The organism is Actinoplanes sp. NPDC051343 (genome assembly GCF_044455125.1).
Lineage (GTDB): Bacteria > Actinomycetota > Actinomycetes > Mycobacteriales > Micromonosporaceae > Actinoplanes.
In genome coordinates, this window is sequence record NZ_JBITEL010000008.1 from 1 (window position 1) to 13245 (window position 13245).

The window sequence follows — 13245 nt, forward strand, 5'->3', positions numbered from 1 at the left end:
GCCGGGGTGTGGGTGAGCGCCAGCCCGCAGATCATCGAGCGCATCGCGGTGGACTTGCCGCTCAGCGTCGAGCCGACGATCGCCACGTGCCCGGCCGCGCCGGCCAGCTGCAGCCACATCACGTCGCGCAGCTGCTCGCGGGGCTTGTCGACCAGCGCGATCGGCACCTGCAGCGAGCCGTGCAGCTCCGGGTTGGCGAACGCCAGGCCGCGGGCCGGGTCGGCGACCACCGGGCCGAGCAGCTCGTCGAGGGCGGCCGACTGGTTGAGCGGGGGCAGCCAGACCGGATGGGCGGGCGGCCCCTGACCGTTGAGGCGGTCGACGAGCACGTCGAGCACACTCGCGCCGGTCGGCACCTCTTCCGGCTTCGGCTCGATCGGCTTGGCCTGCTTGGGCACCGGCACGAAATTGGTCGAGTAGGTGAGCACCTGGGGGACCGAACCCGCGCCACTCGCTCCGGCGGCGCCGGCGCCGGCTTTCTGCATCGGCCCCGAGACGTACGCCGCCTTGAAGCGCAACAGCGGCTCGGTGCCGAACTTGAGGTAACCGTGGCCGGGTGATCGGGGCAGCTCATAGGCGTCCGGAACGCCGAGGACCGCCCGCGACTCGAGCGCCGAGAACGTCCGCAGGCCGACGCGGTAGGAGAGGTGCGTGTCGAGGCCGCGCAGCCGGCCCTCCTCGAGCCGCTGGCTGGCCAGCAGCAGGTGCACGCCGAGCGACCGGCCGAGGCGTCCGATCTGGACGAACAGGTCGATGAAGTCGGGCTTGGCCGACAGCAGCTCGGAGAACTCGTCGCAGATGACCAGCAGCGACGGCAGCGGCGGGAGGGCCGCCCCGCCCAGCCGGGCCTTCTCGTAGTCGCGCAGGCTGGCGTAGTTGCCGGCCCTGCGCAGCAGCTCCTGCCGCCGGGTCATCTCGCCCTCGATGGCGTCGACCATGCGGTCGACCAGCACGAGCTCGTCGGCCAGGTTGGTGATCACGGCCGCGGTGTGCGGCAACCGGTCGAGCGAGGAGAACGTTGCGCCGCCCTTGAAGTCGATCAGTACGAAGTTGAGCGTCTCCGACGAGTGCGTCGAGGCGAGCGCCATCACCAGCGTGCGGAGCAGCTCCGACTTGCCGGAGCCGGTCGCGCCGATCAGCAGGCCGTGCGGGCCCATGCCGTCCTGCGCCGACTCCTTGAGGTCGAGCTCGATCGGGCTGCCGTCGACGCCGACCCCGATCGGCACCCGCAGCTTGTCGCGGTTGGGCCGGGTCATCCAGTGCTGGGCGACGCTGAACGTCTCGGGGTCGCCCAGACCGAGCAGTTCGGCCAGGCCCAGCTGAGCCGCCAGCGGGGTGTCCGACGACTTGGACATCGCGGCCAGCCGCAGCGGCGAGAGCCGTCGCGCGACCGCCTCGGCCTGTTCGACGGTCAGTTGATCGGGCGTGCCGACCTCGGCCTCGTGGTCCATCGCGTACGTATAGAGGGCCTTGTTATGGGTTTCGAGCACGAGCAGCGACCGGTCGAGCAGGCGGGGCGGCTGCTCGTCGAGATCGAGCACGGTGACACCGTCGATGCCGTCGTCGAGCTGGGTGGCGCCCTTCAGGTTGACCCCATCCAGAACGATCACCACGTGCGGTCCGGTGTGGCTGGAGCCGGCCGAGTTGAACCGGGGCCGGTTGCCGATCACGTCCTCGAGCAGCTTTTCCAGGTCCGGCCCGGTGCTCGCGACCAGCCGCACGTGCCCGAGCCGGTCGGTGCGCGACGGGTGCAGGTTGTGCGGAAGCCACTTGACCCACTCCCAGCCCGGCCGCCGCTCGGGCCCGGCGCAGATCGCGATGATCATGTCGTCGGGGGCGTGGAACGTGGCCAGCTGGGTGAGGACGGCCCGGGTCAGCGAGCGGGCGTCGCGATCGCCGCCGGCCCCGCTGCCGCGCAGGAAGACCCGGGCGAAGCCGCGCAGCGACACCGCGACCGGCAGGTCGGGTACGACCGAGTAGGCGTCGAGGAAGCGGCGCAGCGCGCCCGCGGTCATCGGCTCGAGCTCGTCGAGCGGGCGGGTGACCGGCGGGATCAGCGGCGTGGCCAGCGTCTGCGGGCCGACCGCCAGCCGCACCACGCCGAAGTCGGGGTCGGCCGGTCGCCGCTCCCACACCCGGTGGCTGCCCGCGGTCGACCAGAGCTGACCGGGGTCGGGGTGCCGGTAGAGCAGGCCGACCCGCTGCATGCCGGCGGTCTCGCGGACCCGGCGGCGCAGACCGGCCAGATGGCGCAGATATTCGCGGCGGGCCGACATCATCTCGGCCTTCTTGGGCGAACCGCTGGAGCCGAAACTGGTCGCCAGCATCGCGACCGACGAGAAGCCGAACAGGCCACCGATCACGTACCGATAGGCACCGCCGCCGCCCTGGCTCATCATCATCGCCATCGCGACCGAGCCGCCGAGCATCGGCAGCCCCATCATCGCCTGCTGCCAGCGACCGCCCGCGGCCTGGGGGATCTCCGGCGGCGCCTCGACGGCCAGTTCCCCGGTCGGAATCTCCGGGGCCGGTCGCCGCGCCGACCGTTTGATCACCACCGTGCTCATCGAGGTCTGTCCCTTTCGTCCACCCGTGCGCGCGCCGGTCTCCGGACATCGCGACGGGCCCATCGTAGGTAAAGTGCGCTCATCTCCGCAGCCTCCTGTTCATCGATGGGAAATGGGTCCAAGCAGTCATGAGCGTCGGTCTAGCCCGGGTCACCATCAACGCTCCGCAACGCCGCGTTGATGTGGCGCTGCCCGAGCATGTGCCGCTCGCCGAATTGCTGCCCGAAGTCCTGCGGCACGCCGGCGAGGGCCTGGCCGACGACGGCGAGAAGCACGGCGGCTGGGTGCTGCGGCGCACCGACGGGGTCGCTCTCGCGACCGGTCAGGGGCTCTTCCCCCAGGGCGTACGCGACGGCGAGGTGCTGCACCTCGTGCCGGCCCGCGACGACTGGCCCGAACTCGAGTACGACGACGTCGTCGAGGCGATCGCCGAGGGCGCCCGCCGCCGCGGCAGCGTCTGGTCGCCCGCCTCGACGCGGACCGCGACCCTGGTCGCGGCCGGCGTGGTGCTGCTGCTCGGCCTGATCGGCCTGCTCCGGGCCGGCCCGGCGATGACCGGGGCGCCCTTCGCCGGGCTCGGCGTCGCGGTGCTGCTCGCGCTGGCCGGCGTCACGGCCTCCCGGGCGTACGGTGACGCCCGCGCCGGTGCGGCCTTCGGGGCGTACGCGATGCCCTACGCGTTCGTCGGCGGCGCCACCCTGGTCGCGACCGACGACAAGGTCGGCGTGCTCGGCCGGCTGCCCTGGCTGGGCGACTCCGAACTGCTGGGCGGCGCGGTCGCGCTGCTGCTGATCGCGGCGCTCGCCGGGGTCGGGGTGTCGGCGTCGCTGCGACTGTTCACGGCCGGTGGCGTGGTCGGCCTGTTCACCGCGGTCACGGCCGTGGTCGGCATGTTCACCCCGGCATCCGGCGCGGCGGCGGTGCTGGCCGCGATCCTGGTCTGCGGCATCGGCGCGCTGCCGCTGATGGCGATCCGGTTCGGCAAGATGCCGACGCCGCCGGTCACCCTCCCCACCGGCAGCGAGGCGGCCGAGGGGTTCACCGGGGTGAGCTCGGAGCGGGCCCTCGACGCGGCCCGCGAGCGGCCCGACCGGGCGACCGTCTTCGCCGCGGTGAGCCGCACCGAGGAGTTGCTGGCGGGCATGCTGCTCGGTCACGCCGTGCTGGCGCTCGGGGCGTTCCTGGTGCTCGCCACGTCGGACGCGCTCTCGGCCCGCCTCCTGACCGGGGTCGCGGCGGCCGCGCTGCTGCTGCGTTCGCGGCTCTTCGTGACCCTGCGCCAGCGGGTGCCGCTGGTCGTCGGCGGGCTGGCCGGGGTGTTCTCGCTCGGCTGGAACATGCTGGCCCACGCCGACTCCACCGTGCTGCTGGGCGTCGTCGGCATCGGCCTGGTGCTCGCGATCGTGACCGTCGCCGCCGGGGCGACGTACTCCCGGCGGCCGCCGTCGCCCTATCTGGGCCGGGCCGCCGACCTGGTCGACACCCTGACCGTGGTCTCGGTCATCCCGATCGCCTGCGCGGTGGTCGGCCTCTACGGCGCCGTCGGCAACCTGGGCCACTGATGCAACAGGCGCCCCGCATCAGCGAGGCGCCTGGATGTTGCGGGCGGCGGTGAATCAGATGTCGTCGTGGTGCTCGGCGGCCTCGGCCCGCTTGAACGAGGCCCGGATCTCCTCCTCGGCCTCGGTGCGGCCGACCCAGGTCGCGCCCTCGACCGATTTGCCCGGCTCGAGGTCCTTGTAGACCGTGAAGAAGTGCTGGATCTCCATCCGGTCGAACTCGCCGAGGTGGTGGATGTCGCGCAGGTGCTCCTGGCGCGGGTCCTCGAACGGCACACAGAGCACCTTGTCGTCGGGGCCCTTCTCGTCCCGCATGCGGAACATGCCGATCGCGCGGGCCCGCACGAGGCAGCCGGGGAACGTCGGCTCCTGGATCAGGACCAGGGCGTCCAGCGGGTCGCCGTCCTGGCCGAGGGTGCCTTCGATGAAGCCGTAGTCCGCGGGGTACTGCGTCGCGGTGAAGAGGGTCCGGTCCAGCCGGATGCGTCCGGTCTTGTGGTCGACCTCGTACTTGTTCCGCTGACCCTTGGGGATCTCAACTAGTACGTCGAAATCCATCGTCATGCTCCCTTGTTCGCCCGCCTGGAATGCCGGTCACCACAGGCGGAGAACCGCGGCGGTAACAGCTCGCCGACAGGATCCGCGCGCGCCGGTGTGCCGGATGTCGCTAGTCTCCCCTAAGTCTGTCGCCGAGAACGAGGAGGGGCTCGTGGGGAGGCAAGATTCACACAGCGATCCCGCCGACGGCGGCGTGCCCGGACCCCGGCGCGACTCTCCCCACGGTAACTCGGTGCCCGGTCGCCGGGGTGTGCCTTTCCCCGGCCCGGTGGCGAGCGGCCTCGATAAAATGGATCAATACGGCATATCGCCCGGCGGCCTCGGGGGTACGGGTGGGGAAGCGCCGCCCCGTGTCCCGCCGAGTGCTCCGCAGTTAAGCCCTGTGAGCTGGGGAAACCCTCAGCAGACGCGGTGGCGTGGCGCAGACGGGGAAGATCGACAGATGCAGCCGCAGGGACCGGGCCGGGAATTCCCCGAGCCGGCGTCGTGGGGACAGGGGCGCCCCGGCGCTCAGCAACCCAAACCGCCGCAAGTGTCGGATTGGCGCCAGCCGCCGTCCCAGCAGGCGGGAGAGCCCTGGCCGGCGCAGTCGCCGGGCTCCGCCTGGCCGGGCGGCCCACCCCCACGGCCGGGTGACCAGCGGCCGGGTGAGTCGCCGGAGCGGGCGCGCGGGGCGTGGGCCACGCCGCCGAGCAGTCCGTCGGCGCCGGGGGACCCGCACGGTGGCACCTACGGGCGGGCGTCGGTGCCGCTCAACACCGCGCCGCCGGCGCCCGAGCCGGGGCCGGCCGATCCGATGCCGCCGGGCGCCCGGCCCGGTGTTGCACCAACGCCGGATGCGGGCGCTACGGCCCGGACCAACGACGGCGATCGCCCGGTCGAAGCGGGACCCTCTGGCAACTCCCGTACGAATTGGGTCCCTGCCGTTTCGGTCCTGGCGATCCTCGTGATGATCGGCGGGATTCTCGCGCTCGCGAAGCCGGGGCCGGCGAAACGCCTGTTCGGAGGCGGGACGACCGCCTCGTCGACCGGTGGGCTGGGTCCCGATCCGAAGCCGACGCCGGTGCTCGCCGGTGCCGCCGGCCGGGGCAAGGAGCTCAGCGCCGATGCGGTCAAGGCCGCCCTCGATCCGCTGGTGCAGTCGTCGGCGCTCGGCACCGAGGTGCACGTCGCGGTGCTCGACCCGGCCAACAGCCAGGTGCTGTACGCCGAGAACGCCGACGTGCCGATCACGCCGGCCTCGACCACCAAGATCCTGACCGCGGTGGCCGCGCTGGCCGCGCGCGGGCCGGCCTACCGGATCAGCACGAAGGTGGTGGCCGGAAGCTCGCCCGGCGAGGTCGTGCTGGTCGGCGGCGGTGACCCGACGCTGGCGATCGACAGCAAGTCGATCTATCCCGGGGTGGCCCGGCTCGACCAGCTGGCGGCCCAGGTGAAGGCGGCGCTGGGCGGCACCCGGCCGACCAGGGTGCTGTACGACACGAGCCTGTTCGACGGGCCGGAGACCGGCCTGGGCTGGGACGGCGATGTGATCCCGAGCGGACAGGTCTCCAAGATCCAGTCGCTGATGGTCAACGGTGGTCGGGTCAAGCCGACCCACAACGAGAGCGGCGACCCGCGCTCGTCCAACCCGGCGCAGTCGGCCGGCAGGGCGTTCGCGAAGCTGCTCGGCGTGCCCAGCAGCGCGGTCGAGCACGGCAAGGCCGGCAAGTCGGCCAAGCAGCTGGGCGTGGTGCAGTCGCCGCCGCTCGTGCAGATCACCGACTGGATGCTGCAGGAGAGCGACAACACCATCGCCGAGCTGGTCGGACGCCAGGTCGCGCTGGCCGCGGGCAAGACGGCGAACTTCGACGACACCAGCGCCGCCATGCTCGACAAGATCAAAGAATTGGGCCTGCCGTCCGACGAGGGTGACCTCTACGACGCGAGCGGCCTGTCCCGGCACGACGGCATCAGCCCGACCCTGCTCACCCAGACGCTGGCGCTCGCCGCGAGCGGGCAGCAGCCCGCGCTGACCGGGCTCTTCGACGGCCTGCCGGTCGCCGGCTGGTCGGGCACGCTCGCCAACCGCTTCCTGAAACCGGCCGACAACAAGGTCGGTCAGGGCGTGGTGCGGGCCAAGACCGGATCGCTCAGCGGCGTCAACACGATGTCCGGTGACCTGGTCACCAAGGACGGCCGGCTGCTCGTCTTCGCGATCATGGCGAAGGGCGGGGCGAGCTCGTCGGCGGCTAAGCAGGCTCTCGACAAGGTGCCCGCCCGGCTCGTGGCCTGCGGCTGCTGACCTCAGGGTTTCACCGGAGTGCACGCTGGAATCCCGCGGGTACGGTGGGTTGCATGGCGCAGTTCGTTGACTGGGATCTGGCCGCCGCGACCGCAGGCGCGCTGTCAAAATCCGGCCCCGCGGTTTCCTACGACGATGCGATGGCGGTGGTGTCCGAGCTGCGGGCACTCACCGACGAGGCCGCCGGCCACGTCGCGAGCTACACCGGCCTGATCTCCCAGGTCGACGTCCCGCCGGTGCGGGTGGTCGACCGGAAAGACTGGGCCGCGGTCAACATCGAGGGGCTCAAGCAGGTGATCGGCCCGCTGGTCAGCCGCCTCACCGGCGACAAGCAGTCGGGCGGCCTGACCGAGGCGATCGGCTCCCGGGTCACCGGGGTGCAGGCCGGCACGATCCTGGCCTACCTGTCGGGCCGTGTCCTCGGGCAATACGAGGTGTTCTCCGGCGACCCGGGTCAGCTGCTGCTCAACGCGCCCAACATCGTCGAGGTCGAGCGCAAGATCGGCGCCGACTCGCGCGACTTCCGGCTCTGGGTCTGCCTGCACGAGGTCACCCACCGCACCCAGTTCACCGCGGTCCCCTGGATGCGCGGCTACTTCCTGGGCGAGGTGCAGGCGTTCGTCGACGCGTCGCAGAGCGGCGAGCACATCCTCGAGCGGCTGCGCCGGGGCGTGGCGACGCTCTCCGACGCCCTGCGCGACCCGGAGAGCCGCTCGTCGGTGCTCGACATCGTGCAGACGCCGGCGCAAAAGGCCGTGCTCGACCGGCTGACCGCGCTGATGACGCTGCTCGAGGGGCACGCCGAGTTCGTGATGGACGGCGTCGGCCCCGACGTCATCCCGACCGTCGAGTCGATCCGGGCCAAGTTCAACCGCCGCCGCGAGGGCGGCAACCCCCTGGAAAAGGCGATCCGGCGACTGCTCGGCATCGAGGTCAAGATGCGGCAGTACGCGGAGGGCCGCAAGTTCGTGCACGGCGTGGTGGAGCGGGTCGGCATGACCGGCTTCAACAAGGTCTTCGAGTCGCCGCTGACCCTGCCCCGGCTCGACGAGCTGGGCGATCCGGACGCCTGGGTGGCCCGGGTGCACGGGTCGCGGGCGGCTCTCGGCAGCTGAGCCGGTTTTCCATGGCGCGCATCCCGGCGTCGGTCGCCGCCGTACGGGCGGCCGTGCGCCGGGTCATGCCGGCCGACGGGCTGGTGCTCGTCGCCTGCTCGGGCGGGGCTGACTCGCTGGCACTGGCGGCGGCGGCCCGGTTCGTGGGCCGCGGGCGCGGGGTCGGGCTGGTGACGGTCGATCACGGGCTGCAGGAGGGGTCGGCTCAGCGGGCCTCGGACGTGGCCGGGTGGGCCCGGGCGGCCGGTTTCGACCCGGTGGTGGTCGCGCCGGTGCGGACCGACGGCCGGCCGGGTGGTCCCGAGGCGGCGGCCCGCACCGCCCGCTACGAGGCTCTGACGGCGGCCGCCTCCTCGCACGGCGCCTCGGCGGTGCTGCTCGGGCACACCCGCGACGACCAGGCCGAGACAGTGCTGTTGGCGCTGGCCCGGGGCGCCGGCCCGCGCGGGCTGGCCGGGATGCCGGTGCGGCGGGGCATCCTCCTGCGGCCGCTGTTGGACGTGGCGCGGGCCGACACCCGGAAGGCGTGCGCGGCCCTCGGTCTGGTGCCGTGGGACGACCCGCACAACGTCGACCCGTCCTATGCGCGGGCGCGGGTGCGTTCCGATGCCCTGCCGGCGCTGGTCGCGGCGCTGGGGCCGGCCGTGGTCGACAACCTGGCCCGGTCGGCGCCGATGATCGCGGCCGACAACGAGGCGCTGGACGCCCTCGCGTCGGCGGCGCTGGGCGAGGCGACCGCCCTCGACGTGGCGGAGATCGGCGGCCTGCACACGGCGGTCCGCCGGCGGGTGCTGCACCTTTGGGCACGGCGCCTGGGTGCGCCCGGGTCGGCTCTGTCCCACAAGCATGTCGAGGCCCTCGACGCCCTGGTGATGCACTGGCGCGGTCAGGGCCCCGTACACCTGCCGGGCGGCATCCTTGCCGCAAGGAACCGCGGTGTCCTCGTCCGGGTGTCCGAGTGACTTGTGAGAGTTGTCACTCTGGGTGTCTGCTTCTCCGGGCAGTTCCGGCGGAACAGGGCGATAACCAGGGTTTGAGCGTGAGGTGAGCGCTGCCCCTCGCGACGGACGGCAACCTTCATACGGCACTCTTAGGCGCATGGCAGAGGGCGCTTGGTACGACGCCGACATCGCACACGTGATCATCTCCGAGGAGCAGATCCGCGAGAAGATCAACGAACTGGCGAAGCAGGTCTCCGCGGATCATGCCGACGCCGAGGGCGGCATCCTTCTCGTCTGCGTGCTGAAGGGCGCGGTCATGTTCATGGCCGACTTCGCCCGCGCGCTGGCCCCGCACGGGCCGTCCACCGAGATGGAGTTCATGGCGATCTCGTCCTACGGGCAGGGCACGACGTCGTCCGGGGTGGTCCGCATCCTCAAGGACCTCGACCGCGACATCACCGGCCGGCACGTGGTGGTCGTCGAGGACATCGTCGACTCCGGTCTGACGCTGTCCTGGCTGATGAAATATCTCCAGTCGCGCTCGGCCGCGAGCGTCGAGGTGGTCGCCCTGTTCCGCAAGCCCGACGCGGTAAAGGTGCAGGTCCAGGTGAAATACGTGGGCTTCGACATCCCGAGCGAGTTCGTGGTCGGCTACGGCCTGGACTTCGCCGAGCGCTACCGGGAACTGCCGTACGTCGGGGTGCTGCGCCCCGAGGTCTACGCCCGTAGCTGAACCACTTTCTCAGCCTCTTCTCAGAAATCGTCTTTATGGGCGGTTTTAGCAGTAAAGGTGGCTGAACGGGCGGGGGCGTGCGGGTGTCCGGCGAGCGGGCTCATGGGTTCGCACTGGGCACGTACGGTGTACCGTCGAGTGACCGATGGCGCAGTGTCACTAGCGCTGGAGGGGTCGGAGGCGGGAGCCCGGCCGGCGCGGTGCACGTTTCGCCGCTCCGACGCGGGTAAAGCCTGTGTCCGACATTGAGGTGACCAGGACGCCGATCAGGAGGGTCCGGGCGCTTGGCGCCCGACAACAGTATGGAACGTACGCGTTTCTTCCGCCGCCCGGTGGTCTGGATCATTCTTGTGATCATCGGTGTGATTGCGCTGAGCTCGATCTTCACCAGTGGTCCGAGCTACCAGCGCGTTGATACGTCGGTCGCGCTCGATCGGCTGAACCAGCCCGGCATCAAGAAGGTCGTCGAGAAAGACAAGGAGCAGACGCTCCAGATCGATCTCGCCAACCCCGAGCGGTTCGACGGCAAGAGCACCGACAAGATCGAGACTCAGTTCCCGGCCGAGGTGACGAGCGAGGTCTGGGCGACGGTTACCCAGGCCAAGACCGCCGGTCGCATCACCGGGACGATCAACGCCACGGTCTCGGGCGACAACATCCTCTTCAGCCTGCTGATCAACCTGCTGCCGATCGCCATTCTGGTGATCCTGCTGCTGCTGTTCATGTCGCAGATGCAGGGCGGCGGCTCCCGGGTGCTCAACTTCGGCAAGTCCAAAGCCAAGATGATCACCAAAGACACGCCGAAGACGACGTTCGCCGACGTGGCGGGCGCCGACGAGGCGGTCCAGGAGCTGCACGAGATCAAGGACTTCCTGCAGAACCCGGCGAAATACCAGGCGCTCGGCGCCAAGATCCCGAAGGGCGTGCTGCTGTTCGGGCCGCCCGGAACGGGTAAGACGCTGCTGGCCCGCGCGGTCGCCGGCGAGGCCGGGGTGCCGTTCTACTCGATCTCCGGTTCCGACTTCGTCGAGATGTTCGTCGGTGTCGGTGCGAGCCGGGTCCGCGACCTGTTCGAGCAGGCCAAGTCGAATTCGCCGGCGATCGTCTTCGTCGACGAGATCGACGCGGTCGGCCGGCACCGCGGCGCCGGCATGGGCGGCGGCCACGACGAGCGCGAGCAGACGCTCAACCAGCTGCTGGTCGAGATGGACGGCTTCGACACCAAGGGCGGGGTCATCCTGATCGCGGCCACCAACCGGCCCGACATCCTCGACCCGGCGCTGCTGCGCCCGGGCCGGTTCGACCGCCAGATCCCGGTCGACAACCCGGACATGGAGGGCCGCAAGGCCATCCTGCGGGTGCACGCCAAGGGCAAGCCGTTCACGCCCGACGTCGACCTCGACTCGGTGGCTCGCCGGACGCCCGGTTTCTCGGGTGCCGACCTGGCCAACGTGATCAACGAAGCCGCGCTGCTGACCGCCCGGAACGAGAAGCGGGCGATCTCGAACTACTTCCTCGAGGAGTCGATCGACCGGGTCATCGCGGGTCCGGAGCGGCGCACGCGGGCGATGAGCGACAACGAGAAGAAGATCACGGCGTACCACGAGGGCGGCCACGCCCTGGTGGCCTACGCCCTGCCGCACTCGGCCCCGGTGCACAAGGTGACGATCCTGCCGCGTGGCCGCTCGCTGGGTCACACGCTGGTCCTGCCGACCGAGGACAAGTACACGCAGACCCGCGCCGAGATGATCGACACCCTGGCGTACGCGCTGGGTGGCCGGGCCGCCGAGGAGCTCGTCTTCCACGAGCCCACCACCGGCGCCGGCAACGACATCGAGAAGGCGTCCGGGCTTGCCCGGGCCATGGTCACGCAGTACGGCATGAGCTTCAAGCTGGGTGCGGTCAAGTACGGCACCAGCGGGGACGAGCCGTTCATGGGCCGCAACATGGGCCACGAGCGGGACTACTCCGACTCGGTGGCGGCCGACATCGACTCCGAGGTGCGCGCGCTGATCGAGCTCGCGCACGACGAGGCGTGGGAGATCCTGGTCGAGTACCGCGACGTGCTCGACAACATGGTCCTCGAGCTGATGGAGAAGGAAACCATCACCCGCGAGGACATGGACCGGATCTGCGAGCGCGTGGCCAAGCGGCCGCCGATGTCGCCGTTCAACGGCTTCGGCAAGCGGCTGCCGTCGGACGCGCCGCCGGTGCTCACCCCCGCCGAGCGGGAGAAGCTGAGGGCCCAGGCGGAGGCTGACGGCCAGTTCGCGGTCGGTCCGAACCCGAACGGCAACGGTCTGGAAGGCAGTAACTGATTTCCGACGACGACGAGCTGGACTATCTCGCCGCCCGTCTGGTCGACGGCAAGCTCACCGGAACCCCGGTCGAGCAGGCCGTCGACCTCGGGCGGATCGAGAAGGCGGTGCGCGAGATCCTGATCGCGATCGGTGAAGATCCCGACCGCGACGGGTTGGAGCGCACCCCGGCTCGGGTCGCCCGGGCGTACGCGGAGCTCTTCGCCGGGCTCCGCGTCGACCCGGCCAAGGTGCTGACCACCACCTTCGAGGCCAACCATGAAGAGCTGGTGCTGGTACGCGACATCCAGCTGATGAGCATGTGCGAGCACCACCTGCTGCCGTTCAAGGGCGTCGCGCACATCGGTTACATCCCGGGCACGCACGGCCGCATAACCGGCCTGTCCAAGCTGGCCCGGCTCGTCGAGGTCTATGCCCGCCGGCCCCAGGTGCAGGAGCGGCTCACCTCGCAGATCGCCGACCTGCTGCTCAGCCGGCTCGAGGCGCGGGGCGTGATAGTGGTGCTGGAGTGTGAGCACCTCTGCATGGAGATGCGCGGGATCCGCAAGGTCGGGGCTCGCACGGTCACCAGCGCGGTCCGGGGCGCCTTCCAGACCGACGGCAAGGTGCGGGCCGAGGCGATGGCCTTGATCAACGCACGTTGACCAGCCGGTTGGCGAACGTCGACATCGTGTAGGTGCCGATTCCCAGCACCACCTCGAGAGCGTTGCGGGTCGTGTAACCGGCGGCCAGGAACTCTTCGATCTCCTCGTCCGGCACTTCGCCCGTGGTGGCGAGCACCCGGGCCGTGAACTGCCGGAGCGCCTCGAGCCTCTCGATCTCCAGCGGCTCACCGGCCCGGAGCGCCTTGATCATCTCGGCGGGTGCTTCGAGCTTGCGCAGCCGCCCGGTGTGCATCGTGACGCAGAAGCGGCAGCCGTTGCGGGTCGCGATCGTCATGACCACCACCTCGCGGCTGAGCGGATCGAGCGTGCTCGACTCGAAGAGGTGGCTGGCGTGCAGAAATCCGTCCAGCGTCTCCGGTGATTCGGCCAGCCGGGCGACGGGCTCGGCGAGCTGCCCGAATTCGGCGATGGTCGCCTCCATCAGCGGGCGCGAGGCGGCCGGGGCGGAGTCGACGGTGTGCGAGCGGAACATGATTCCTCCGGTAAGGTGGTCAACCTGGTTGTC

10 protein-coding genes are annotated in these 13245 nt (G+C 70.8%); 7 read left to right on the plus strand and 3 right to left on the minus strand.

Going from position 1 to position 13245, the window contains the following annotated elements:
• The coding region (eccCa, locus tag ACIA5C_RS25595; RefSeq protein WP_396058811.1) for a type VII secretion protein EccCa at window positions 1-2567 on the minus strand (2567 nt) is incomplete at its 3' end.
• A gap of 128 nt (window positions 2568-2695) precedes the next feature.
• Between eccCa and eccD the strand changes: the two genes are divergently transcribed.
• Window positions 2696-4129 (plus strand): type VII secretion integral membrane protein EccD, encoded by a 1434-nt coding sequence (eccD, locus tag ACIA5C_RS25600; RefSeq protein ID WP_396058813.1) that lies wholly within the window; start codon window positions 2696-2698, stop codon window positions 4127-4129.
• Between the two features lie 54 nt (window positions 4130-4183).
• Here the strand turns inward: eccD and ACIA5C_RS25605 are convergent, their stop codons facing one another.
• Complete coding sequence (locus tag ACIA5C_RS25605; RefSeq protein ID WP_396058815.1) at window positions 4184-4684, minus strand: inorganic diphosphatase; 501 nt, start codon at window positions 4682-4684, stop codon at window positions 4184-4186.
• A gap of 532 nt (window positions 4685-5216) precedes the next feature.
• Here ACIA5C_RS25605 and dacB point away from each other — a divergent pair.
• The 6 genes from dacB to folE all read left to right on the plus strand — a co-directional run bounded on the left by dacB (window position 5217) and on the right by folE (window position 12719).
• Window positions 5217-6968, plus strand: coding sequence for a D-alanyl-D-alanine carboxypeptidase/D-alanyl-D-alanine-endopeptidase (dacB, locus tag ACIA5C_RS25610; protein ID WP_396058817.1), 1752 nt, complete (start codon window positions 5217-5219; stop codon window positions 6966-6968).
• Between the two features lie 53 nt (window positions 6969-7021).
• Entirely contained in the window at window positions 7022-8083 is a 1062-nt protein-coding gene (locus ACIA5C_RS25615; protein WP_396058819.1) for a zinc-dependent metalloprotease, read from the plus strand.
• Window positions 8084-8094: 11 nt separating this feature from the next.
• On the plus strand, window positions 8095-9045 hold the full coding sequence (tilS, locus tag ACIA5C_RS25620; protein WP_396058821.1) for a tRNA lysidine(34) synthetase TilS: 951 nt from the start codon (window positions 8095-8097) through the stop codon (window positions 9043-9045).
• A 136-nt stretch (window positions 9046-9181) separates the two neighbouring features.
• A complete protein-coding gene (gene hpt / locus ACIA5C_RS25625; RefSeq protein ID WP_396058823.1) occupies window positions 9182-9757 on the plus strand; it encodes a hypoxanthine phosphoribosyltransferase in 576 nt (191 codons plus the stop codon).
• 302 nt (window positions 9758-10059) lie between these two features.
• Window positions 10060-12075, plus strand: a complete 2016-nt coding sequence (gene ftsH, locus ACIA5C_RS25630) for an ATP-dependent zinc metalloprotease FtsH (RefSeq protein ID WP_396058825.1) — start codon at window positions 10060-10062, stop codon at window positions 12073-12075.
• A complete protein-coding gene (gene folE / locus ACIA5C_RS25635) occupies window positions 12072-12719 on the plus strand; it encodes a GTP cyclohydrolase I FolE (RefSeq protein ID WP_396059634.1) in 648 nt (215 codons plus the stop codon). The genes ftsH and folE overlap by 4 nt, the downstream gene beginning before the upstream one ends.
• On the opposite strand, the gene ACIA5C_RS25640 is transcribed toward folE, so the two are convergent.
• Window positions 12706-13212, minus strand: coding sequence for a carboxymuconolactone decarboxylase family protein (locus tag ACIA5C_RS25640; protein ID WP_396058827.1), 507 nt, complete (start codon window positions 13210-13212; stop codon window positions 12706-12708). The two genes, folE and ACIA5C_RS25640, sit on opposite strands and share 14 nt — an antisense overlap.
• Between the last annotated feature and the right edge of the window lie 33 nt (window positions 13213-13245).

Excerpts from the sequence above, each read along its gene's own strand:
- ACIA5C_RS25640 (WP_396058827.1), bottom strand. The coding sequence starts at position 13,212 with ATGTTCCGCTCGCACACCGTCGACTCCGCCCCGGCCGCCTCGCGCCCG.
- tilS (WP_396058821.1), top strand. The coding sequence starts at position 8,095 with ATGGCGCGCATCCCGGCGTCGGTCGCCGCCGTACGGGCGGCCGTGCGC.
- ACIA5C_RS25615 (WP_396058819.1), top strand. The coding sequence starts at position 7,022 with ATGGCGCAGTTCGTTGACTGGGATCTGGCCGCCGCGACCGCAGGCGCG.
- ftsH (WP_396058825.1), top strand. The coding sequence starts at position 10,060 with ATGGAACGTACGCGTTTCTTCCGCCGCCCGGTGGTCTGGATCATTCTT.
- hpt (WP_396058823.1), top strand. The coding sequence starts at position 9,182 with ATGGCAGAGGGCGCTTGGTACGACGCCGACATCGCACACGTGATCATC.
- eccD (WP_396058813.1), top strand. The coding sequence starts at position 2,696 with ATGAGCGTCGGTCTAGCCCGGGTCACCATCAACGCTCCGCAACGCCGC.
- ACIA5C_RS25605 (WP_396058815.1), bottom strand. The coding sequence starts at position 4,684 with ATGGATTTCGACGTACTAGTTGAGATCCCCAAGGGTCAGCGGAACAAG.